The organism is Pilimelia anulata (assembly GCF_014647895.1).
Classification (GTDB): Bacteria; Actinomycetota; Actinomycetes; order Mycobacteriales; family Micromonosporaceae; genus Pilimelia; species Pilimelia anulata.
Genome location: NZ_BMQB01000004.1, coordinates 351,554 through 371,015, shown reverse-complemented (window position 1 = coordinate 371,015; position 19,462 = coordinate 351,554). Strand labels below are relative to the sequence as shown.

At 74.5% G+C, this 19,462-nt stretch carries 18 protein-coding genes; 3 read left to right on the top strand and 15 right to left on the bottom strand.

Going from position 1 to position 19,462, the window contains the following annotated elements; translation table 11 throughout:
- Window positions 1-68: 68 nt before the first annotated feature.
- Entirely contained in the window at window positions 69-1,046 is a 978-nt protein-coding gene (locus tag IEY94_RS11860; protein WP_189170159.1) for a C40 family peptidase, read from the top strand.
- Between the two features lie 117 nt (window positions 1,047-1,163).
- Here IEY94_RS11860 and IEY94_RS11855 read toward each other — a convergent pair whose 3' ends face one another.
- The 3 genes from IEY94_RS11855 to IEY94_RS11845 form a co-directional block, all read right to left on the bottom strand.
- A complete protein-coding gene (locus IEY94_RS11855) occupies window positions 1,164-2,177 on the bottom strand; it encodes a sigma-70 family RNA polymerase sigma factor (RefSeq protein ID WP_189170158.1) in 1,014 nt (337 codons plus the stop codon).
- A 431-nt stretch (window positions 2,178-2,608) separates the two neighbouring features.
- Window positions 2,609-2,752: a GPGG-motif small membrane protein gene (locus IEY94_RS11850; RefSeq protein WP_189170157.1), complete on the bottom strand. Its 144-nt coding sequence runs from the start codon at window positions 2,750-2,752 to the stop codon at window positions 2,609-2,611.
- Between the two features lie 53 nt (window positions 2,753-2,805).
- Window positions 2,806-3,597 carry a SigB/SigF/SigG family RNA polymerase sigma factor gene (locus tag IEY94_RS11845; RefSeq protein ID WP_229783715.1) on the bottom strand — a complete coding sequence of 264 codons (792 nt, stop codon included), beginning with the start codon at window positions 3,595-3,597 and terminating at the stop codon, window positions 2,806-2,808.
- A 361-nt stretch (window positions 3,598-3,958) separates the two neighbouring features.
- On the opposite strand from IEY94_RS11845, the gene IEY94_RS11840 reads away from it, so the two are divergent.
- The gene (locus IEY94_RS11840) at window positions 3,959-4,801 is read left to right on the top strand and encodes an MHYT domain-containing protein (protein ID WP_189170155.1); all 843 of its coding nucleotides are present in this window, start codon (window positions 3,959-3,961) and stop codon (window positions 4,799-4,801) included.
- 249 nt (window positions 4,802-5,050) lie between these two features.
- Here IEY94_RS11840 and IEY94_RS11835 read toward each other — a convergent pair whose 3' ends face one another.
- From IEY94_RS11835 to IEY94_RS11790, 10 genes are all read right to left on the bottom strand, one after another.
- Window positions 5,051-6,463 carry an MFS transporter gene (locus IEY94_RS11835; RefSeq protein WP_229783650.1) on the bottom strand — a complete coding sequence of 471 codons (1,413 nt, stop codon included), beginning with the start codon at window positions 6,461-6,463 and terminating at the stop codon, window positions 5,051-5,053.
- 28 nt (window positions 6,464-6,491) lie between these two features.
- On the bottom strand, window positions 6,492-7,097 hold the full coding sequence (locus IEY94_RS11830) for a GTP-binding protein (RefSeq protein ID WP_189170154.1): 606 nt from the start codon (window positions 7,095-7,097) through the stop codon (window positions 6,492-6,494).
- The gene (locus IEY94_RS11825) at window positions 7,078-7,455 is read right to left on the bottom strand and encodes a DUF742 domain-containing protein (RefSeq protein ID WP_189170153.1); all 378 of its coding nucleotides are present in this window, start codon (window positions 7,453-7,455) and stop codon (window positions 7,078-7,080) included. The genes IEY94_RS11830 and IEY94_RS11825 overlap by 20 nt, the downstream gene beginning before the upstream one ends.
- Window positions 7,445-7,864 carry a roadblock/LC7 domain-containing protein gene (locus IEY94_RS11820; RefSeq protein WP_189170152.1) on the bottom strand — a complete coding sequence of 140 codons (420 nt, stop codon included), beginning with the start codon at window positions 7,862-7,864 and terminating at the stop codon, window positions 7,445-7,447. The genes IEY94_RS11825 and IEY94_RS11820 overlap by 11 nt, the downstream gene beginning before the upstream one ends.
- Window positions 7,864-10,407, bottom strand: coding sequence for a sensor histidine kinase (locus tag IEY94_RS11815; RefSeq protein WP_189170151.1), 2,544 nt, complete (start codon window positions 10,405-10,407; stop codon window positions 7,864-7,866). Before IEY94_RS11815 ends, IEY94_RS11820 begins: the two co-directional genes overlap by 1 nt.
- Window positions 10,408-10,655: 248 nt before the next feature.
- The gene (locus IEY94_RS11810) at window positions 10,656-12,011 is read right to left on the bottom strand and encodes a M16 family metallopeptidase (RefSeq protein ID WP_189170150.1); all 1,356 of its coding nucleotides are present in this window, start codon (window positions 12,009-12,011) and stop codon (window positions 10,656-10,658) included.
- Entirely contained in the window at window positions 12,008-13,315 is a 1,308-nt protein-coding gene (locus IEY94_RS11805) for a M16 family metallopeptidase (protein WP_189170270.1), read from the bottom strand. Before IEY94_RS11805 ends, IEY94_RS11810 begins: the two co-directional genes overlap by 4 nt.
- A gap of 89 nt (window positions 13,316-13,404) precedes the next feature.
- Window positions 13,405-14,283: a DUF350 domain-containing protein gene (locus tag IEY94_RS11800; protein WP_189170149.1), complete on the bottom strand. Its 879-nt coding sequence runs from the start codon at window positions 14,281-14,283 to the stop codon at window positions 13,405-13,407.
- Window position 14,284: 1 nt separating this feature from the next.
- The gene (locus IEY94_RS11795; RefSeq protein ID WP_189170148.1) at window positions 14,285-15,586 is read right to left on the bottom strand and encodes a glutathionylspermidine synthase family protein; all 1,302 of its coding nucleotides are present in this window, start codon (window positions 15,584-15,586) and stop codon (window positions 14,285-14,287) included.
- A 4-nt stretch (window positions 15,587-15,590) separates the two neighbouring features.
- A complete protein-coding gene (locus IEY94_RS11790) occupies window positions 15,591-15,947 on the bottom strand; it encodes a hypothetical protein (RefSeq protein WP_189170147.1) in 357 nt (118 codons plus the stop codon).
- Window positions 15,948-16,104: 157 nt separating this feature from the next.
- Between IEY94_RS11790 and IEY94_RS11785 the strand changes: the two genes are divergently transcribed.
- Complete coding sequence (locus IEY94_RS11785; protein WP_189170146.1) at window positions 16,105-16,806, top strand: hypothetical protein; 702 nt, start codon at window positions 16,105-16,107, stop codon at window positions 16,804-16,806.
- 59 nt (window positions 16,807-16,865) lie between these two features.
- Here IEY94_RS11785 and IEY94_RS11780 read toward each other — a convergent pair whose 3' ends face one another.
- Together IEY94_RS11780 and phoH2 are read right to left on the bottom strand one after the other, a co-directional pair.
- The gene (locus IEY94_RS11780; protein WP_189170145.1) at window positions 16,866-17,540 is read right to left on the bottom strand and encodes an aggregation-promoting factor C-terminal-like domain-containing protein; all 675 of its coding nucleotides are present in this window, start codon (window positions 17,538-17,540) and stop codon (window positions 16,866-16,868) included.
- Window positions 17,541-17,844: 304 nt separating this feature from the next.
- Entirely contained in the window at window positions 17,845-19,152 is a 1,308-nt protein-coding gene (gene phoH2 / locus IEY94_RS11775; protein ID WP_189170144.1) for an RNA 5'-3' helicase PhoH2, read from the bottom strand.
- Between the last annotated feature and the right edge of the window lie 310 nt (window positions 19,153-19,462).

Genomic DNA, 19,462 nt, shown 5'->3' with positions numbered 1-19,462 from the left:
CACCCCGCAGCGGTGCCGGGCCCACGTCCGGCCCGGCCGGTCGCACAGCCCGATAAGGATTCCTTCCCGTGGCCCACGTGCACCCCCGACCCCTCTCCCGGCGCGCCCTCACCGGCGCCCTGCTCGCCGGTGCGCTGGCCGGCGCCGTCACGGCGGTACCGCCCGCGCACGCCGACCCGAGCAAGGCCGAGCTGCAGCAGAAGATCACCAAGCAGTCCGCCGTGCTCAAGCAGGTGACCGAGGACTACAACGAGGCCCGCGAGGACCTCAGGGCCACCCAGAAGCGGGTGGCCGAGCTGACCAAGCGGATGCCCGGCCTGGCCAAGCAGGTCGAGACCGCCCGCGCCGACTTCGCCCAGGCGGCGTCGGCCACGTACAAGGTCGGCAACCTCCAGCAGGCCAGCGCCCTGCTCAGCGACCCGGACGGCGACAGCATGCTGCGCCGGCTCGGCGTCATCGACCAGCTCACCCAGCGCCGGCAGGCCAGGGTGAGCGATCTCACCACCGCCTCCCGGACGTACGCGGCCGACAATCAGCGGCTCGCCACCGAGGCCGCCCGGCAGCAACTCAAGCTGAGCGACCTGGGCAAGCGCAAGGAGAAGATCGAGGCCGACCTCGACGACTTCTACGCGCTGCGCCGCAGGGTGTACGGCACCGAGACCTCCGGCGGCGGCGGATACCGGGGCAAGGTGCCCAAGGTGTCCGGCCGCGCCGGGGCGGTGGTGTCGTTCGCGTACGGCGCGATCGGCAAGCCCTACCAGTTCGGCGGCGCCGGCCCCGGCGGGTACGACTGCTCGGGCCTCACGATGGCCGCCTGGCGCCAGGCCGGGCGCAGCCTGCCGCACAACGCCCGGATGCAGTGGAACGGGATGGCCAGAGTCGACCGCTCCGCCCTCGCCGCCGGCGACCTGGTGTTCTACAACGGCCAGAGCCACGTCGGCGTGTACGTCGGCGGCGGCAAGGTGATCCACGCCCCGACGTACGGCGAGTCGGTGAAGATCTCCCCGGTCGGCATGATGAGCATCGACGGCTACGGCCGCCCCTGAGCCGGCCGGGCCGATAACGACAGTGGCGCCGCCCCGGTGGGGCGGCGCCACTGTCGTTATCGGTCGGCGGTGGTCGGTCGGCGGTCGTGATCGGCGTCGGTCGGGCGGTGCCGGCGGTCAGGCGGCCCGCAGGCCCTCGGCGCGGGCCAGCTCGCGCAGCCGGCCGAGCGCCTGGATCTCCAACTGGCGGATCCGCTCCCGGGAGAGCGAGAACCGCGAGGCGACCTCGGTGAGCGAGTGCTCCCGGCCGTCCTCCAGCCCGTACCGGGCCCGCATGATGCCCGCGGACCGGTCGTCGAGCTGGTGCAGGAGCTGGTCGACCCGCTGCCGCTCCAGCGCCGAGAGGACCAGCTCCTCCGGCGACGGCGCGTCGCTGTCGGCGACCAGGTCGCCGAGGTTGGTGTCGCCGTCGTCGCCGATGGGGGTGTCCAGCGAGACCGTGTCCTGGGACCAGCGCATCAGCTCGCGCACCCGGTCCACGGTCACGCCCAGCGCGGTCGCCACCTGCTCGGGCTCGGGGTCGTTGCCCAGCTCCCGGACGAGCTGCCGGGTCACGCTGCGCATCCGGTTGACGTCCTCGACCAGGTGCACGGGCAGCCGGACGGTGCGCTCCTGCTGGGCGATGGCCCGGCTGATCGCCTGCCGGATCCACCACGTCGCGTACGTGGAAAACTTGAACCCGCGCTCGTAGTCGAACTTCTCCACGGCCCGGACCAGGCCGGTGTTGCCCTCCTGGATCAGGTCCAGCATGGGCATGCCGCTGCGGACGTACCGGCGGGCGATCGAGACGACCAGCCGCAGGTTGGCCCGGATGAACAGGTCCTTGGCCCGCTCGCCGGCCGCGACCAGGGCGTCCAGCTCCTCCTCGGTGGCGCCGTGCTTGCTGCGCCCGCGTTCGAGCAGGTGGTCGGCGTACAGGCCGGCCTCGATGGCCCTGGCCAGATCGACCTCTTGGACGGCATCGAGCAGCGGTGTGCGAGAGATCTCATGCAGATACACGCCGACCAGGTCGCGCTCCTCGGCAACCTCGTCGGTACGCAGGGTGGTGGTGGTCGTCTTCTCTGGAGTCTCCACGATCCCCTCGCTGGTGTTCGTGATGGTCCGCGGTGCCTGCGGGGTCTGCTCGCTCATCTGGTCCTCCCCCGGTCGCCACGCCGTCAGCGCCCTCGGCCTTATCAACGGGTGACCCCGCTCCGTGATTCCGCCTGCCTGATCTCGACCGTGCCATGGGTGGCTGTGCGGCGGCTGAGAGTCGGGTGTCCACTGCCCGGGACTGCCGGTCGCACTGGGGCAAACCGCCCCACAGAACACTCTTTTGCCCGGTTTATAGCTGTGTCGGTGATCGGCACAACACCTCCTGCGAACGTGGCAATGCGACGCATGTCACGTCCGGGTGTACGGGGCCGCCGGCCGCACGGTTCACCCCTTGTGGTGTCCTACCCGGTCGGTGCCGCCCGGGAAACGCCGCCGGCGCCGGGCCGCGGGCGGTCCGGGCGCACGAACGACGAGAGCCGGCGGCGGGCCCGCAGGCACGCCGCCGGCTCGCGCCGGCCCGCCCACCATCAGGTGAACAGACTCACCCCACCCGGACCCACGAGCAGTCCGAGAATGATCAGCACGATGCCCCAGAGGAGCTGACTGCGCAGGAGCGCCACCACGCCGGAGACGACCAGAACCACCGCGAGCAACCAAAGTAGTACGTCCATGCGCCCGTCTTTGCCCGCGCGCGCGGATCGGTAAACGTCGATCGAGACGCGGGTCACTCGGCCAGTTGACCGCGCAGCCGCACCAGCGCCCGGGCCAGCAGCCGGGAGATGTGCATCTGGGAAACGCCGATCCGGGCGGCGATCTGCGACTGGGTGAGGTTGCCGTAGAACCGGAGCACCAGGATGCGCTGCTCGCGCCGGTCCAGTGTGGCCAGTGCGGGGCCGAGCGCCACCCGCAGCTCGGTCACCTCGAAGCCGTCGTCCTCGGCGCCGATCATCTCGCCCAGCTCGGTGGCCCGGTCGCCGTCGCTGGCCGGCGTGGACAGCGAGACCGCGTTGTACGCCCGCGCCCCCTCCAGGCCCTCCAGCACCTCCTCCTCGCTGACCCCGATCCGCCCGGCCAGGTCGGCGACGGTGGGCGAACGGCCGAGGTCCTGCTGGAGCGTGGCGGTGGCCTCGGAGATCGCCAGCCGCAGCTCCTGCAGCCGGCGCGGTACCCGGACGTCCCAGGTGCGGTCGCGGAAGTACCGCTTGATCTCGCCGACGATGGTCGGTATCGCGTACCCGGCGAAGTCCACGCCCCGATCCGGGTCGAACCGGTCCACGGCCTTGATCAGACCGATCGTGGCGGTCTGGACGAGGTCGTCGACCGGCTCGCCGCGGCCGGCGAAGCGGCCGGCGAGGTGCTGGGCCAGCGGGAGCCACGCCTCGATCACCTCGGCCCGGACGGACGCCCGGGACGGGTGCCGCTCGGGCAGCGAGGCCAGCAGGTCGAGCCGCCGCGCCGCGTGCCGCTGGCCCTCGTCGATGGCGGCGCGCCGGTCCCGTGTGCTGCTGTCGGGCATGGCCATCAGCGGGTCCTCCCCGGGCTGCCGCCGCCGCGCACCCCCTCCCGGCCGTGCCGGGGTGCGTCGACGTGGTGGCCTCCCCACGGTAGCCAAAGAGCTGAATAACTTCCACCCGAAAGTACGATACCGCGATCGCCGTTTCGTTGTTCCTGTCCGAATGACCGGGGTGACCTGGACAAACGGCCTCCCCCGTCCGGCGACCATGCATCACGGACATCAATGACTTGGCCCACATTTGCCGTGAGCCGCACTTTATGTGCGACGATCGCACCCGCCCCTATGGCTGAATTCGCAGCGTCCACATCGCACTGACGTGTGCCCGGACCCCCGACCTCTACCCTTCACTGAGGTGTCCACCATGGCCGAGATTCACCACTTCACTTACGGTTGGTTCACGCCCGTCGTCGCCTTCCTCATGGCGTTCCTCGGGTCGCTCCTCGGCCTCGTCTGCACGGCCAGGGCGCGGGACTCGCGCACCCGCGGCCGGCGCACCCGCTGGCTGCTCATCGCCGCCACCGCGATCGGCGGCACCGGCATCTGGCTCATGCACTTCATGGCCATGCTCGGCTTCGAGGTGCCGGCCAGCCCGGTCCGGTTCGACCCCTGGCTGACCCTGCTCAGCATGGTGCTGGGCGTCGTGCCGGTCGGCGTGGGCCTGTTCCTGGTCGGCTGGAAGCACACCTCGCTGCCGCGCATCCTCAGCGGCGGCCTGTTCACCGGCCTCGGCGTCCTCGGTATGCACTACACCGGCATGGCCGGCGTCCGGCTGGCCGGCGTGATGGAGTTCGACTTCGGCCTGGTCGCCGTCTCCGGCCTGATCGCCGTCGTCGCCGCCACCGCGGCCCTGTGGTTCACCACGGTCGTCAGGGGCTGGGGGCCGATCCTCGCCGCCGCGACCGTCATGGCGATCGCCGTGTGCGGCATGCACTACACCGGCATGGCCGCGGTGCACGTCCAGCTCTCCCGCGACCCGGCCCCGGTCGACGGCATCAACCCGTTCTCGCTGCTGGTCCCGATCACCCTGCTGGCCGCGGCCGCCCTGATCGGCATGGCCTTCTCGGCCCTGCAGGCCATGACCGAGGAGGAGTTCGAGGTGGGCCGCGAGCCCGGTACCGGCGCCGACACGGCCTGGAGCCTCCGCCAGGTCTCCCTGGCCGCCGCCATGGCCGCCCCCACCGCAGAACACAGCCGCGTCTCTTGAAGAAAGCAACAGCGGTCAGAGAAGCACCATCCCGGCGCACGACCACCGCAAGAACCGCAAATACGCAAGCCGCAAGACCGCAAGTCAGGGCAGCACGCGAGGGACGGGGCGGCGGGTGCCCCGGCAGGGGATCAAGCCTGACCGCCCCTGCCGGGGCACCCGCCGCCCCGTCCCGCCCGTAGCCAACGCCCCCGCGCCCCGCAGCGAACGCCCCCGCGCCCCGGCGGACCCCCGGCAAGAAACCAGAACTCACGTGGCCGGCCTGTTGGCCGGGCCGGCCGCGTGCCCCCGCTCCGCCAGCAACCCCGCCACCGCCGCCGCGTCCCCCGGCGCCGTCCGCGCCGCCCGCAGGAACATCCACCCCGTCGGCAGGAACATCAACTGGCACAGCGCCAGCCCGACCGCGTACGACAGCGGCGGCGGGAACGCCCCCGCCACGGCCCGGAACACCACCGCCGCCAGCGCCGTCCCGCCGGCCCGCCCGACCCCGTTGACGAGGTTCCCCAGCGAGTACACCGTCCCCCGGTGCTCGGGCGGGTTCACGTCCGCGATCAGCGCGAACCAGTTCGGCGCGTTCGCCGCCGTCAGCCCCGCCGCGACCAGCGCCAGCAGCAGCGCCGCCGCCACCCCCGGCGAGGTCAGCGCCCCGCCGACCACCGCCCGCAGGACCGCCCCCGCGCCGTCCCCCGACGGCGCCGGGATCCGCACCGGCAGCAGGAACAGGATCACGTACAGCGGCACCGCGGCGAGCACCCCGACCCCCGCCACCAGCGCCCGCCCGCCCGGCCGGCGGCCCTGCACCCGGTCCCCGACCAGCCCGCCGACCAGCGACAGCGCCCCGCCGAGCTGGAACAGCGCCGCCAGCACGCTGCCGACGACGATCGCGGTCGGCCGGTCCAGCCCCTGCTCCTCCGCCCGGGCCTGGAACAGCCGGGGCAGCCAGACGAGCGACCCGAACGCCGCCTGGGCGGTCAGGCCCTGCAGGATCAGCCAGCGGTTCGTCCGGCGGGCGGTGATCACCCGCAGGTCGCCGGGGCGGATCCGGTACTCGTACCCCGCACCGGCGGCGAACAGCGGCGCCAGGGCCGGCTCGGCGCCGCCGCGGGGCACGTCGGCGGTGCCCAGGTACGCCGCGGCGGCGACCGCGCCCACGGCCGCCAGCAGCAGGAACGGCGCCGTCCAGTCGCGCGCCCCCAGCACCCCGCTGAGTACCGTGCCGACCAGCAGGCCCAGGCCCTGCGACAGCCCCCACAGCGCCAGCAGCAGCCCGCGCCGGCGCGGGCCGACCAGGTCGCTGACCGCGCTGAAGCCGACCACGCTGATCGCCCCGAGGCCCAGCGCGGTGAGCAACTGCGCGGCGACGAAGCCGGGCAGGCCGCCCGCGGCGGCGGTGCCGAGCGCGCCGGCCGTCCAGCCGAGCGTGCCGACGACCAGCAGCGGGCGGCGCCGCCACCGGTCCCCCAGGTACGCCCAGCCGACCGCCGAGCCGGCCGTGACCAGGTACGTCGCCGCCGTCGTCACCCCGATCGCCGCCTCGGGCACGCCCAGCGCCCCGGCGATCGGCGAGTACAGCGGCGGCACGAGGCCGATCACGACGTTGTCCAGCGCCGCCAGCACGACGAGGACGCCGGCGCTGTACGCCCGGCGCACCGCGGAAGTCACCCCCGGATCCTGACGGATCCGGGCCCGACTAGCGAGGACCCGCGGCGTCCGCCGGCGCGGGGTGGCGCGCCACCTGGTCCATCACGTGCTCGACGAGGGTGATCAGGACGTCCTTGCTCGACCGCCGGTCGCGGGCGTCGCAGAGCACCACCGGGACGTCCGGGTCGAGGTCGAGCGCGTTGCGCACCGCCTGGGTGGCGAACCGCTGCTCGCCGTCGAAGCAGTTGACCGCGACCAGGAACGGGGTGCCCCGGCGCTCGAAGTAGTCCACCGACGGGAAGCAGTCGGCCAGCCGGCGGGTGTCGGCCAGCACCACCGCGCCGAGCGCGCCGTGGGCCAGTTCGTCCCAGAGGAACCAGAACCTGTCCTGGCCGGGGGTGCCGAACAGGTACAGCACGATGTCCGAGCCGACCGAGATCCGGCCGAAGTCCATCGCCACCGTCGTCGTGGTCTTCTGCTCGACGCCGGAGACGTCGTCGGTGTCGACCCCGGCCGAGGTGAGCACCTCCTCGGTGTGCAGCGGCCGGATCTCGCTCACCGCGCTGACCAGCGTGGTCTTCCCGACACCGAAGCCGCCGGCGATGAGGATCTTGAGCGCCAGCGGCACGGCGCGGTCAGAGTGCGCGTAATCCATTGACCACCGCCTTGAGTACGTTCTCGTCCGGCAGCGCCGCGGCGCGCCCCGGCTCGTGCAGGCAGATCAACTCCTGGCCGGCCAGGTCGTTGAGGAGGACCTGGACGACGCCGAGCGCCAGGTCCAGTTCGGCGGCCAGGTCGGCCACCGTGATCGGCGTACGGGCGGCGGCGAGGATGTCCCGGTGCTCCGGCTGGAGGTCCGTCGGCAGGGCGCCGCCCATCGGCACCGCCCGCACCAGCGCCACCACGTCGAACCGCCGGGCCGCCGGGACCCGGCCGCCGGTCATCGCGTACGGGCGGACCACCGGTCCCGCGTCGCGGTCCCACCAGGCCGAGGGGCGCTCGTTAACGCCCATCGCCGGCCTCCGCCGCCGGGGCGGGTCGGGCCGTCGCCGACAGGTCCGGGCCGACCCGGGCCACCAGCATCGCCATCTCGTACGCCACCAGCCCGATGTCGGCGTCCGCCTTGGTCAGCACGGCCAGGCACGCGCCCGGGCCGGCGGCGGTGACGAAGAAGAACGCGTCGTCCATCTCGATCAGCGTCTGCCGCACCTGCCCGGCGCCGAAGTGCCGGCTGGCACTGCGGGCCAGGCTGGCGAAGCCGGACGCCATCGCGGCGAGGTGCTCGCCGCTGTCCCGGCTGAGCCCGGCGGACGCGCCGATCAGCAGCCCGTCGGCCGAGAGGACGACCGCGTGCTCGCAGCCCGGCACCCTGGCCAGCAGGTCGTCGAGGAGCCAGTCCAACTCCTTGCCCGGCAACCCCACTACCCGCTCCCCTCCACTCCGGACGCCGACGGCGGACCGTCGTGCGTGTCGTCGGGCCGCGCCGCCACCGTAGCCGCGCGCGCCGCCCCGGTCGACCCTTCGGCCCGCCCCCGCCGCGTCTGCGCCTGTAGTTCGCTCATCATCCGCCGAATCTCCGCCGGCGGCCGCCCGTCCGCCGGTGGGGCGGCGGGCGCGGCCGGGGCGGCCGGGGCGGGGTCGGCGCCGGCGCCGCGGAGCTGCGGCGCGAGGCTGGCCTGCCGGATCCGCCGCGGCAGCCCGTCGAGCGACAGCCCCGGGTCGCCCCCGTCGTCCGATCCGGACGGCGGGTCCCCGCCCGCGGCGGTCACCCGGGGTACCGGCGGCGGGTCGGTCGGCGGGCGCGGCGCCGGGATCGACCGGGCCCGGTCGGCGCCGGGCGTCACCGGCGGCCCGACCGCGCCCGCGCCGACGTGCGCGACCGTCCGCGGCCGGGCCGCGCCGGGCGGCGGCGCCCAGGCCGTCGCGGCCCGCCCGTCGGCCACCGCCGGCAGGTCGCGGTCCGACCGGCGGCGCGCGCCGGCCGGGCGCCCGGCCGGCGCCGGCTCGGCGGCCGGCGGCACCGCGCGCAGCCGGCCCGGCCGGCGGCCGGCCGACCGGTGCGCCGCGGCCAGCCCGGCCTCGTCGGTCACCACCAGCGCCGCGGGCAGCAGCACCACCGCGGTCACCCCGCCGTACGGCGAGGGCCGCAACTGCGCCGGGATCGCGTGCCGCACGGCCAGCCGGGCGACCACGTACAGGCCGAGCCGGGCGCTGGCCGCCGGGTCGAACGCGGGCGGCGCGGCGAGCTGCCGGTTCCACTCGGCGAGCGCCTCGGCGGGCATGCCGAGCCCCCGGTCCTCGATCTCGACGGCGATCCCGGCCGGTACCGCCTGCGCGCTGATCAGCACCCGGCTCTGCGGCGGGGAGAAGACGGTGGCGTTCTCGACCAGCTCGGCGAGCAGGTGGATGACGTCGGAGACGGCCCGCCCGACGACGGCCGCCGGCGGTACCGCGCGGACGTCCACCCGGGCGTAGTCCTCCACCTCGGAGACCGCGCCGCGCAGCACGTCGACCAGCGGCACCGGGTCCCGCCAACCGCGGCCGGGCGGCGCCCCGGCGAGGATCACCAGGTCCTCGGCGTGCCGGCGGAGCCGGGTGGCCAGGTGGTCGACCCGGAACAGGTCGGCCAGCGCGGCGGGCTCGGTGGTCTCCCGCTCCATCCGGTCCAGCAGGGCGAGCTGCCGGTACAGCAGGGTCTGGCTGCGCCGGGCGATGTTGAGGAACACGTCCGCGGTGCCCTTGCGGTACGCCGCCTCGTCCACCGCGGCCCGGACGGCCGTGCGCTGCACCTCGCCGAACGCGTGCCCCAGCTCGCCGATCTCGTCGGCGCCGTCGCCCAGCGGCGGGCTCTCCGCGTCGACGTCGACGGCCTCGCCGCGGCGCAGCCGGGCGACGACATCGGGCAGCCGCTCCTCGGCCAGTTCGAGGGCGGCGTGCCGGAGCCGGCCGAGCCGGTTGACCAGCGACCGGCCGATCCGGACCGAGATCAGCAGGGTGGCGACGACGGCGAGCAGCCCGAGCAGCCCGGCGATGGCGAGCCGCAGCACGATGTCGGTGGCGACCGGCTCGGCCGCGGCGGCGACGGCGCGGGCCCGGCCGACCTCGAAGTCGCGGGCGGCGTCGGCGACCGCCCGGTAGTTGGCCGCCCACTGCCGGCCGTCGACCGGCGGCGCGTCGCCGGTCCGGCCGCGGTCGACCAGCAGGTCCTCCATCGTCAGCAGCGCCTCGAACTGGGGCAGCGCCTGGAGCGTCCGGTACGCGGCCCGCCCGGTCTCCGGCAGCGCCGCGACCGCGTCGGTGTACAGCAGCCGGCGCAGCCCGACGAGCTGGCTCACGGTGCTCGCCTCGCCGTCGACGAACCGGCCGGCGACCAGCGCCCCGGAGACCAGCGCGTCCTCCTGGGCGAGCAGCTCGCGGGCCCGGGCGAGGTCGGTGAGGGTGCGCATCTGCCGGGCCAGCTCGTCGTCGCTGACGTCGGTGAGCGCGGGCATCAGCCGGAACGCGGTGTCGATGACGGCGGTGTACCCGCGCAGCGCCCCGACCCGGTCGGTCTCCCGCCGGTCGATCCGGGTCCGGCTGGCCGGCAGCCCGGCGACGGACCGGAACAGCTCGTCGGCCCGGTGCCGGGCCTGCGGGTTCATCGCGTCCCGGGCGCCGGGCAGGGCGGACAGCCGGCGGAACGCGGCGACCGCCTCGTCGGTCTGCCGCCGCTGCCGGTCCAGCGCGGCGAGCGGGCGCTGGCCGGCGAGGAAGATCAGCGAGACCTGGCGCTCGCGCTGCAACTCGGTGACGAGCACCTCGGCGGGCTGGGCGACGGTCCGGGCGACGGTCCGGAAATGCAGCAGGTTGATGGCGGGCCCGGCGGTGAGGGTGAGCGCGAAGCCCCAGAGCATCATCACCGCGACGAGCGGGGTCAGCACCAGTGCGGTGATCTTCGATCGGATCGACCGGTTGCCGACTGCCATACGCTCCTCGCGGGGACCGACCCGGCCGGCGCGCGCCGGCGGGGAGCGCCCGTGCGCGGCCCACGCCCACCGGCGCGAATCAATGCGCGCCGCCGCATCATAGGTACTGCGCACCGCTCCTGGCGATAGCGGAGGCGAATCCGGGGTCCGGTGCGGACGGTCGGCATCGGACCGGGCACAGTGAGCGATCACCGCGCCCGGCAACGACACCGCGGGCGGCGCCCGCGGCGCACCGCCGGCGCGCGGCGCTACCCGGCGGCGGCGCCGACGTCGACCACCTCGCCCAGCCCCGTGGCGACGAGGTCGGCCCGGATCCGGGCCGCGTCGCCCTCCACCACCAGCACCAGGTCGTCCGGGCGCAGGTGGGTCGCGGCGGCCGGGGAGACGTCCGCGGCGGTCGCGGCGAGCAGCTTCTCCCGCTGCCGGACCACGTGGTCGTCGGGCAGGCCGTGCACCACGATGGACGACAGCACGCCGGCGATCGACGACACGGTCTGCAACTCGACCGAGAGCTGCCCGGCCCGCCACGAGCGGGCGACCGCGACCTCGTCCTCGGTGACCCCCTCGGTCCGGGTCCGGACGATCTCGCCGACCGCGTCGACCAGCGCCGGGGCGGTGGCCGCGGTCTGCACCGAGCCGCGGACGGTGAACCGGCCGAACCGGCGCGAGGTGGCGAACTCGCCGCGCACGCCGTACGTGTACCCGCGCACCTCGCGCAGCAGGTGGTTCAGCCGGGAGGTGAACGCGCCGCCGAGCACGGTCCCGGCGAGCTGCACCGGTACGTGGTCCGGGTGCGCCCGGTGCGGCCCGAGGTGGCCGAGCCGGAGCGTGGACTGCACCGAGTCCGGCCGGTCCACCAGCAGGATCCGGCGGCCGCTGGCCAGCTCGGAGCCGATCAGCCCGCTGGTCTGCGGTACGGCGCCGGCGGTCCCGGCGAACGCGACCGCGCCGAGCGCCTGGAGGTCGAGCCGGTCCAGGTCCCCGGCGACGAGCAGCACGCCGGGCTGGTGCAGCCAGGTCCGGTGGTGGTCGAGGACGTCCTCGACGGCGAGCGCGGCGGCGGTGGTCGGGTCGCCGTGGATCGGCCGGCCGGGCCGCTGGTCGCCGAACAGGGCGGCGCGCAGCATGGCGTCCGCCCGCGGGCCGGGGCCGGCCCAGCGCATCCGCAGCGCGGCGGCCTCGTCGTCGCGGACCCGGGCCACGTCGGCCGGGTCCAGCCGCGGCGTGCGGACGGCCTCGGCGAGCAGGCCCGCCGCGGGGAGCAGCCGCTCGACGGGCGCGGTGACGCTCACCTCGGCGCAGTCCCAGTCGACGTGCGTGTCCAGCTCGGCGCCCAGGCCCTCCAGGGCGAGCGCGTACGCGGCGGCGTCCCGGGTGGCCGTGCCCTCCTCCAGCGCCTTGAGCAGCACGCCCGCGACGCCCTCCCGGCCGGCGGTCTCCCGGCCGGCGCCGGCGTCGAGCAGCAGCGCGGCGACCGCGAGCGGCTGGCCGGGCAGGTGGGCGGCGACGACCTCGCCGCCGGCGACGGCGAGCCGGGTCAGCGCGGGGAACGTGTACGGGCGCGGCGCCCCGGGGCCGGGGCGCTCGGTCAGCAGCGTGGTCATGCGGTCTCCTCCCGGCGGGCGGCCTCGGGCACGTAGCGGATGGTGGCGCGCCGCTCGGGCGCGAGGATCTCGGCGGCGACCGCGGAGGCGCGCTCGGCGGTCACGGCGAGCCGGGCGGGCAGCCGGTCGCCGGCCAGCCGCGGGTCGCCGAACTGCAGGGCGTACCGGCTGAGCACGTCGGCCCGGCCGGCGACGGTCTCCATCTGCCGCCACCAGGCGGTGGTGAGCAGGGCCCGGGCGCGGGCCACCTCGTCCTCGGTGACGCCGGTGCGGGTCACCTCGTCGACGACGGCGACCAGGCCCTCCTCCAGCTCGTCGATGCCGACGCCGGCCCGGGCGGTGGCGCTGAGGATCAGCGGGGCGGGCGCGTGGGCCAGGTCGACGCCGTACGCGGCCAGGTAGTCCGGCTGGGCCAGCCGCCGGCCCTCGGCCAGCTCCCGGTACAGCCGGCTGCCCCGGCCGTCGGCGAGCACGCCGGCGAGCACGGTGGCGGCGTCGTACGCCTCGGTGCCGAACGGGGCGGTGCGCACGGCCAGGTACACCCGCGGCGCGGGCACGTCGGCGACGACCTCGTCCCGGACCGGGCCGGCCAGCGGGGCGGGGTCGCGCCCGTCCGGCGCGGGCGGCACGTCGGCGCCGCGCGGGATGTTGCCGAAGTACCGCTGGGCCAGCTCCACCACCTCGGCGGGGGTGCTGTCGCCGGTGACGGTGAGCACGGCGTTCTGCGGTACGTAGTACGTGCGGTGGAAGTCGCGGAACACCTCCAGCGCGGCGGCGTTCAGGTCGGCCATCGAGCCGATGGTGGCGTGGTGGTACGGGTGCCCCGGCGGGTACAGCAGCGGCAGCAGCCGCAGCCAGAAGTCGCCGTACGGCACGTCCTCGTACCGCTGCCGCCGCTCGTTCTTCACCACCTCCCGCTGGTTGTCCAGCGTCTCGGCGGTGAGCGCGGGGACGAGCCCGCCCATCCGGTCGGCCTCCAGCCAGAGCATGAGCGCGAGGTGCTCGGCGGGGACGCTCTCGAAGTAGTTGGTCCGGTCGGGGTTGGTGGTGGCGTTCAGCGTGCCGCCGGAGCCCTGGACGATCTTCATGTGCTCGGTCTTGCCGACGTTCACCGAGCCCTCGAACATCAGGTGCTCGAACAGGTGCGCGAAGCCGGTCTGCCCCGCCGGTTCGTGCCGCGAGCCGACGTCGTACCAGAGGTTCACCCCGACCACCGGGGCCCGGTGGTCCTCGCTGACGATCACGCGCAGGCCGTTGTCGAGGGTGGCCGTCTCGATCGGCCACGGGTACCCGGTCATGGGCATCATCTTGCCCGGCGGGTGGCGGAATCGTGTACTGGGCGGGAAATCCGACGCGCGTCCGGCGAACTCATCCGGACAAACGGTACGGATGTCTAGAGCTGGGTCCGGACCACCGCCGCGACCGCGAACGCCGCGCCGACCAGCAGCCCGGCCAGCAGCGTGGCGGCGACGGGGTTGTCGGCGTTCTGGGTGGCCCGCACGGTGAGCCCGCGCAGCACCAGCCGGTCGATCAGCCAGCGGAACGCGTACAGCGCCGCCACCGCCAGCACCACCGTCGCGCCGAACCGGGCCACGCTCGCGCCCCAGGTGTCGAAGTCGCCGGCCACCCCCTCGCGGACGACGATGCCGAGCGCGGTCAGCACGCCCGCCACCTCGATCGCGGCCGGCAGCGAGCCGCCGGCGATGCGCTCGCGCAGGTGGTACGGCGTGACCAGCTCGTGCAGCCAGAACACCCCGGCGACCAGCGCCAGGCCGAGCACGTAGAAGCCGAGCGTGCTGGTCACGTACGTCAGCAGCGACCCGGCGTCGCCGGTCAGCGACCCGTTCACCACGAACCCGGTGCCCAGGTAGAAGCCGGCCTCGGTGACGCCGACGGTCAGGCTGCCGCCGCGCAGCAGCTCCATGTTGTTCACCCGGGGCAGCACCAGCCGGTCGACGACCGGCCGGGCGACGAGGACGGCGAGCAGCACGTACGCGCACTCGATCGCCAGCCAGCCGGCCGAGACCCCCCAGTGCGCCCGGTCGTAGTGCTCGATCGCGGGCAGGATGCCGATCACCTGGGCGACGCTGAGGCCGAGCCGCTGGATCAGGTACGCCGCGTTGCGCCGCTCGAACAGCTCCGCGTTGTCGTCGACGTGCGTGATCAGGTTCAGCAGGTGCCAGCCGCCGCCGACGAACAGCGCCACGATCGCCAGGATCAGCGCGGCGTGGCCGAGGTTGCCGGCGTAGTCGCCGAGCGTCTCCAGGAACATGTCACTCTCCGATGACGTGCGGGACGAAGTGGCTGAGGTTGTCGGTGATCGGGCCCGCGCTCTCCCGGATGCCCAGGCCCGCGGGCTCGCCGTCGACCAGCCAGGCGCCGAGGACCGGGTGGACCACCTCGCCGTACGCGGCGCCGGTCGGCACGGTCGGGGGCGGCGCCCAGGACTGCACGACGTACCCCTCGGCGCCGTACTCGCCCGGGACGGTCTCCGGCGCGGCGCCCGGCCGGACGATCTCGATGCTCGCGCCCTCCCGGCCGAGCAGCGGCTTGCGGACGTACGCGGCCAGGTCGGCCGGCGGGCCGGGCAGCCCGGCGGGCGGGTCGGCGAACCAGGCCGGGATGAGGTGCCGGGCCCGGCCGGGGTCGTCGCCGTACCGCGCCCAGAGCACCGCGAGCAGCCCCTTGTTGCTCCACATCATCTTGTACGGCGCCTCGATCCACACCGTTCCGCCGCGGTACTGCCGGAACCCGTCGCGGCGGCCGATCGTGGCCATGTCGGCGAAGGCCGCCCGGCCGAACTCCTCGGCGACCATGAACTCCCACGGGTACAGCTTGAACGCGACGTCCAGGTGCACGCCGTCGCCGTCGTAGAACCGGCCGTCGGCGCCCAGCAGCACACCCTCCATGAAGGCGGTCTTGGTGTCGTACCCGGCCGCCGCGCAGGTGTCGCGCAGGAACTGGGTGTTCATCACGTCCTCGCCGGAGGACTCGGTCGACGAGCAGGTGAAGTGCACCAGCGGCCGGTGCCCCAGCCGCTTCTCGGCCAGGCCGAGGTTGCGCCGCCACGCCTCGACCAGCCGCTCGTAGAGCTGGTTCCACTGGTCGGCGGACGGGCGCACCTGCTCCCGCCAGCGCCACTGCGCGTACGCGGACTCGACCAGGCAGGTCGGGGTGTCGGCGTTGAACTCGTACAGGGTCGGCACGCGCAGCGCCGGGTCCGGGTGGTCGAGGCCGCCGAAGCGCAGGTCGAACCGGCCGTACACGCTCTGCCAGGCCGGCTCGTCGTGCCAGGTGCCCACGACCTGCTCGTGCGCCCAGTCGGGGATGCCCATGGCGGTGAGCACGTCCGGGCGCTCGGCCAGCCAGTCGCCGGCGCCGACGCACATCTCGAACAGCGCCGCGGTGGCCGCCTCCAGCGTCGCCACCTCGGCGGGCGTCAGCTCGTACGCCGCCCCCTCGCGCCAGTACGAGATCCGCCCGCCGTCGGGCGTCGGGGTCGGCGAGTAGACCAGCCCGTCGGCGAGGATCTGCTCCTCCCAGCCGGGGCGCTCGGGCAGCCGCAGGCGGCGCACCGCCTCAGCTACCGAACCCGCCGGAGCGGCCGCCGCCGCCGAACCCGCCGGCCTTGCCGGACTTGCCGGCCAGCGCGCCGTTCGCCGGCAGGCCGGCCGCGCTGCGGCCGGCGCTGTCCTTCGGGGCGATGAGCTGGCCGCCCTTGAGCTTCTGCCCGGCCTTGAGCTTGGTCTTGTGCTTGCCGCTGTTGATCCACCCGTACGTCGGGTCGTCGTCGTCGCAGAACTGGTCGGCGATGACGACGTTGGACTGGTCGACGCAGTACGCCACCGGGTCCGACCCGCACCCGGCCAGGAACGCCGACGCGCTCACGGTCAGGACCGACACCGAGCCGACTCGCCCGGACCACCTGCGCTGCACGGCCGCCTCCCACTTTCGCGGTACTCCTCGCCGCGCATGGTCGCACGCCCGCGCCAGCCCCACGATGATCACCGGCTCGGCGCGTCGCCTACGGGTGAATGAACACGCGTGTCGAGGAATCGACAGTTCGGCGTGTTTTCGCCCCTAAACTAGCGCTATGCGTAGATCGATGGCCTGGACTCTGGCCACCGCCACCCTCATCGCCACCGTGGGCGTCGCGGTCGACGGCGACGAGGCGCCCATGGACCTCACGGCGGGCGAGCAGTACCAGCTCGACGCCGCCGCGCGCGGGGAGCTGGCCGGCGACCTGAACACCCGCTGGTGGGCCTGCCGCTTCGACAGCGGCCGCACCGACCTGCCGACCGGCCACAACTGCGCGACGCTGCCCCAGTGGGGCGGCCTGCTCGGCCCGTCGCCGGCCCGCCCACCGGCCGCGCCGGACGTGATCGTCCCGGCCCCGACGGCCACCCCGCCGACCCCGGGCCGGCCGGCCGCCGCGGCGGTCCGCCGGGCCCAGCCGCACCGGCCGGTCGGCGCGCCGCTGGCGCCGCGCCCGGTCATCCCGCCGATCCGCGAGCCGCAGCCGCCGGCCGAGCCCAAGCCGGTCGACCCCGGCCCGGGCAGCCCGTCGCCGTCGCCGATCTGCACCACGGACTGCGTACCGGTCGACCCGTCGCCGCCGGCGCCGCGGCCGGACTGCGCCGACGCGCCGGACTGGCTCCAGTGGATCGACAACTACGACGCCGAGTCGTGGCAGTGGGACCCGGCCTGCTACCAGCACCCGGGCTGGCGCGGCGACCGCGAGGAGACCCCGGCCCCGACGCCCGACCCGCAGCCGGCGTCCACGCCGGACGCGTGAGCGCACGGTAAAGGGGGCGCCGGCCGGCGCCCCCTTTACCGTGCGTCGTTCCCGCGGCTTCAGTACCAGCCGGTGCGCTTCGAGTGCGCCCAGGCGCCGCACGGATTGTTGTACCGGCCCTCGATGTAGCCCAGGCCCCAGCGGATCTGCGTCGCCGGGTTGTTCCGCCAGTCGCTGCCCTCGCTGGCCATCTTGGTACCGGGTAGCGCCTGCGGGATGCCGTACGCGCCGGAGTTCTTGTTCTGCGCCCGGTGGTTCCAGCCGCTCTCCTTGCTGAACAGCTTGTCCAGGCAGGGCATCTGGTCCAGCCCGAAGTCGGCCTTGAGCAGCTCGGCACAGCCGATCGCGCGGTTGCCGTCGTACTCGTCGCAGGAGTCCGGGATCGGCCCGGTGTACTCGACGGTCTTGGCGTCCTTGGCCTTCTTCTTCTTCGCCTCGGCGGCGCGGCGCTTGGCGTCCTCGACCCGCTTCGCCTTCGCGGCGGCGGCCCGCGCGCTGGCGAGCGCGTTGCGGGCGACCCGGGTCTGGGCGACCCGCTGGCGGGAGGCGGCGACGGTCAGCCGCGCCCGCTCGTCCAGGGCCTGCTGCGCCGCGACCTGCTCGGGTGCTGGCCCGGCGGCCGGTGCCTGCTCGTCGTCCCGGTCGTACCCCGCGTACACGCCGCCGGCGAGGGCGGTGAGCAACAGGGCGACGGAGAGTGAGCGCACAGTCAGGCGGCTCCACAGCGGACTCACGAGGAGGTCCCTTTCGTCTGGGGCGGTGCCGCAGGCAGCGCCACGTCGTCAGGGGCGCTCACCCACGCGCGTCGCGGCCGGAGTCCACCCGGCACGCGGCACCGAACGCCACACGTCCGGTGGACACATTTCCCCACTCGGATGCCGGCGCGCTACCCCCCGAGGCGGCCGATGTGAAGTAACCCACCAGCCAAATCCAGACATTATCGGAAAATCGACCAGGGCACTCGGTCCGCACGGGTGATTGCGCGGACCCCGACCGGTGTGAACCCGAGTCGGAGCCCGCGCCTACCCCACCCTTCGGCTAGCGCGGGATGTCCTCAAGCAGATCGGTCACGACTTCGGCGATCTCCGAGCGCTCGGAGCGGGTCAGCGTGATGTGCGCGAAGATCGAGTGCCCCTTCAGCGCCTCGATCACGGCCGTCACGCCGTCGTGCCGGCCGACCCGGAGATTGTCCCGCTGGGCAACATCGTGGGTCAGGACGACCCGGGAACCCTGCCCGATCCGGGACAGCACCGTCAGCAGCACGCCCCGCTCCAGCGACTGCGCCTCGTCCACGATCACGAACGCGTCGTGCAGGCTGCGCCCGCGGATGTGGGTCAGCGGCAGGACCTCCAGCAGCCCGCGCGCCATGACCTCCTCGACGACGTTCTCGTGCACCACCGCTCCGAGGGTGTCGAAGACCGCCTGCGCCCAGGGCGACATCTTCTCGTGCTCGCTGCCCGGCAGGTACCCCAGCTCCTGCCCGCCGACGGCGTACAGCGGCCGAAAGACGATCACCTTCTTGTGCTTGCCCCGCTCCATCGCCTGCTCCAGCCCCGCCGCCAGCGCGAGCGCCGACTTGCCGGTGCCCGCCCGGCCGCCGAGGGAGACGATGCCGATCTGGTCGTCCAGCAGCAGGTCCAGCGCGATCCGCTGCTCCGCCGAGCGCCCGTGCAGGCCGAACGCCTCCCGGTCGCCGCGGACGAGCTGCACCGTCCGGTCCGGCCGGATCCGGGCCAGCGCGGACCCGCGCGGCGACGAGATCACCAGGCCGGTGTGCGCGGGCAGCGCGGTGATCGCCTCGGCGCCCAGTTCGCGCGGGTCCAGCTTGCCCTCGCCGTACAGGGCGGTGACCTGGTCGGCGCCGAGGTCCCAGTCGGCCATGCCGGTCCAGGTCGAGTCCATCGCCTGGCCGTGCCGGTACTCGTCGGTGGGCACGCCGACCGACGCCGCCTTGACCCGCAGCGGCAGGTCCTTGGTGATCAGCGTCACGTCGTGCGCGGTCGCCGCGAGCCCGAGGGCGACCGACAGGATCCGGGTGTCGTTGCTGTCGTTGCGCACCGCCTGCGGCAGCAGGGAGGAGTCGGCGTGGTTCAGCTCGACCCGCAGGGTGCCGCCGACGTCGTTGACGGGCAGCGGCTCGTCCAGCCGGCCGTGCTTGATCCGCAGGTCGTCGAGCATGCGCAGCGACTCGCGGGCGAACCAGCCCAGCTCCGGGTGGTGCCGCTTGCCCTCCAACTCGGAGATCACCACGAGTGGCAGGACCACCGCGTGCTCGGCGAACCGGCGGAACGCCCCCGGGTCGGACAGCAGGACCGAGGTATCGAGGACGAACGTACGAAGTTCCATCGCGCCCACTCCGGTGAGCGGTGCACCCCGCCGCCCGGTCCCGCCACGACCGGCGTCCGGCGCGGGACGGGTGCCCTCCCGCGGCAGTCCGGAAGCCCGGTCCCGCACCGCAGCTCGACCAATCCGCAGCCCGCGACCCGACCCGCCGGTGGGGTCGGGAAACCCCCACCCCCTGGCATGAACGCTAACCGCCGGTACGGGCGAATACCAGACCCGGGCGGGGCCGATGATCACTGTCGGCCGTTCGGGGGAGGTGACCGCTAGTGCTCAGTTGGCCACGGGCAGCGCCGATGGGCCAGTGACCGGCCGG

Coding starts and splice junctions, on each gene's coding strand:
- IEY94_RS11815 (WP_189170151.1), bottom strand. CDS start 10,407: ATGGCAGTCGGCAACCGGTCGATCCGATCGAAGATCACCGCACTGGTG.
- IEY94_RS11840 (WP_189170155.1), top strand. CDS start 3,959: ATGGCCGAGATTCACCACTTCACTTACGGTTGGTTCACGCCCGTCGTC.
- IEY94_RS11825 (WP_189170153.1), bottom strand. CDS start 7,455: ATGGGCGTTAACGAGCGCCCCTCGGCCTGGTGGGACCGCGACGCGGGA.
- IEY94_RS11845 (WP_229783715.1), bottom strand. CDS start 3,597: ATGCCCGACAGCAGCACACGGGACCGGCGCGCCGCCATCGACGAGGGC.
- IEY94_RS11805 (WP_189170270.1), bottom strand. CDS start 13,315: ATGCCCATGACCGGGTACCCGTGGCCGATCGAGACGGCCACCCTCGAC.
- IEY94_RS11785 (WP_189170146.1), top strand. CDS start 16,105: ATGCGTAGATCGATGGCCTGGACTCTGGCCACCGCCACCCTCATCGCC.
- phoH2 (WP_189170144.1), bottom strand. CDS start 19,152: ATGGAACTTCGTACGTTCGTCCTCGATACCTCGGTCCTGCTGTCCGAC.
- IEY94_RS11830 (WP_189170154.1), bottom strand. CDS start 7,097: ATGGATTACGCGCACTCTGACCGCGCCGTGCCGCTGGCGCTCAAGATC.
- IEY94_RS11855 (WP_189170158.1), bottom strand. CDS start 2,177: ATGAGCGAGCAGACCCCGCAGGCACCGCGGACCATCACGAACACCAGC.
- IEY94_RS11800 (WP_189170149.1), bottom strand. CDS start 14,283: ATGTTCCTGGAGACGCTCGGCGACTACGCCGGCAACCTCGGCCACGCC.
- IEY94_RS11810 (WP_189170150.1), bottom strand. CDS start 12,011: ATGACCACGCTGCTGACCGAGCGCCCCGGCCCCGGGGCGCCGCGCCCG.
- IEY94_RS11850 (WP_189170157.1), bottom strand. CDS start 2,752: ATGGACGTACTACTTTGGTTGCTCGCGGTGGTTCTGGTCGTCTCCGGC.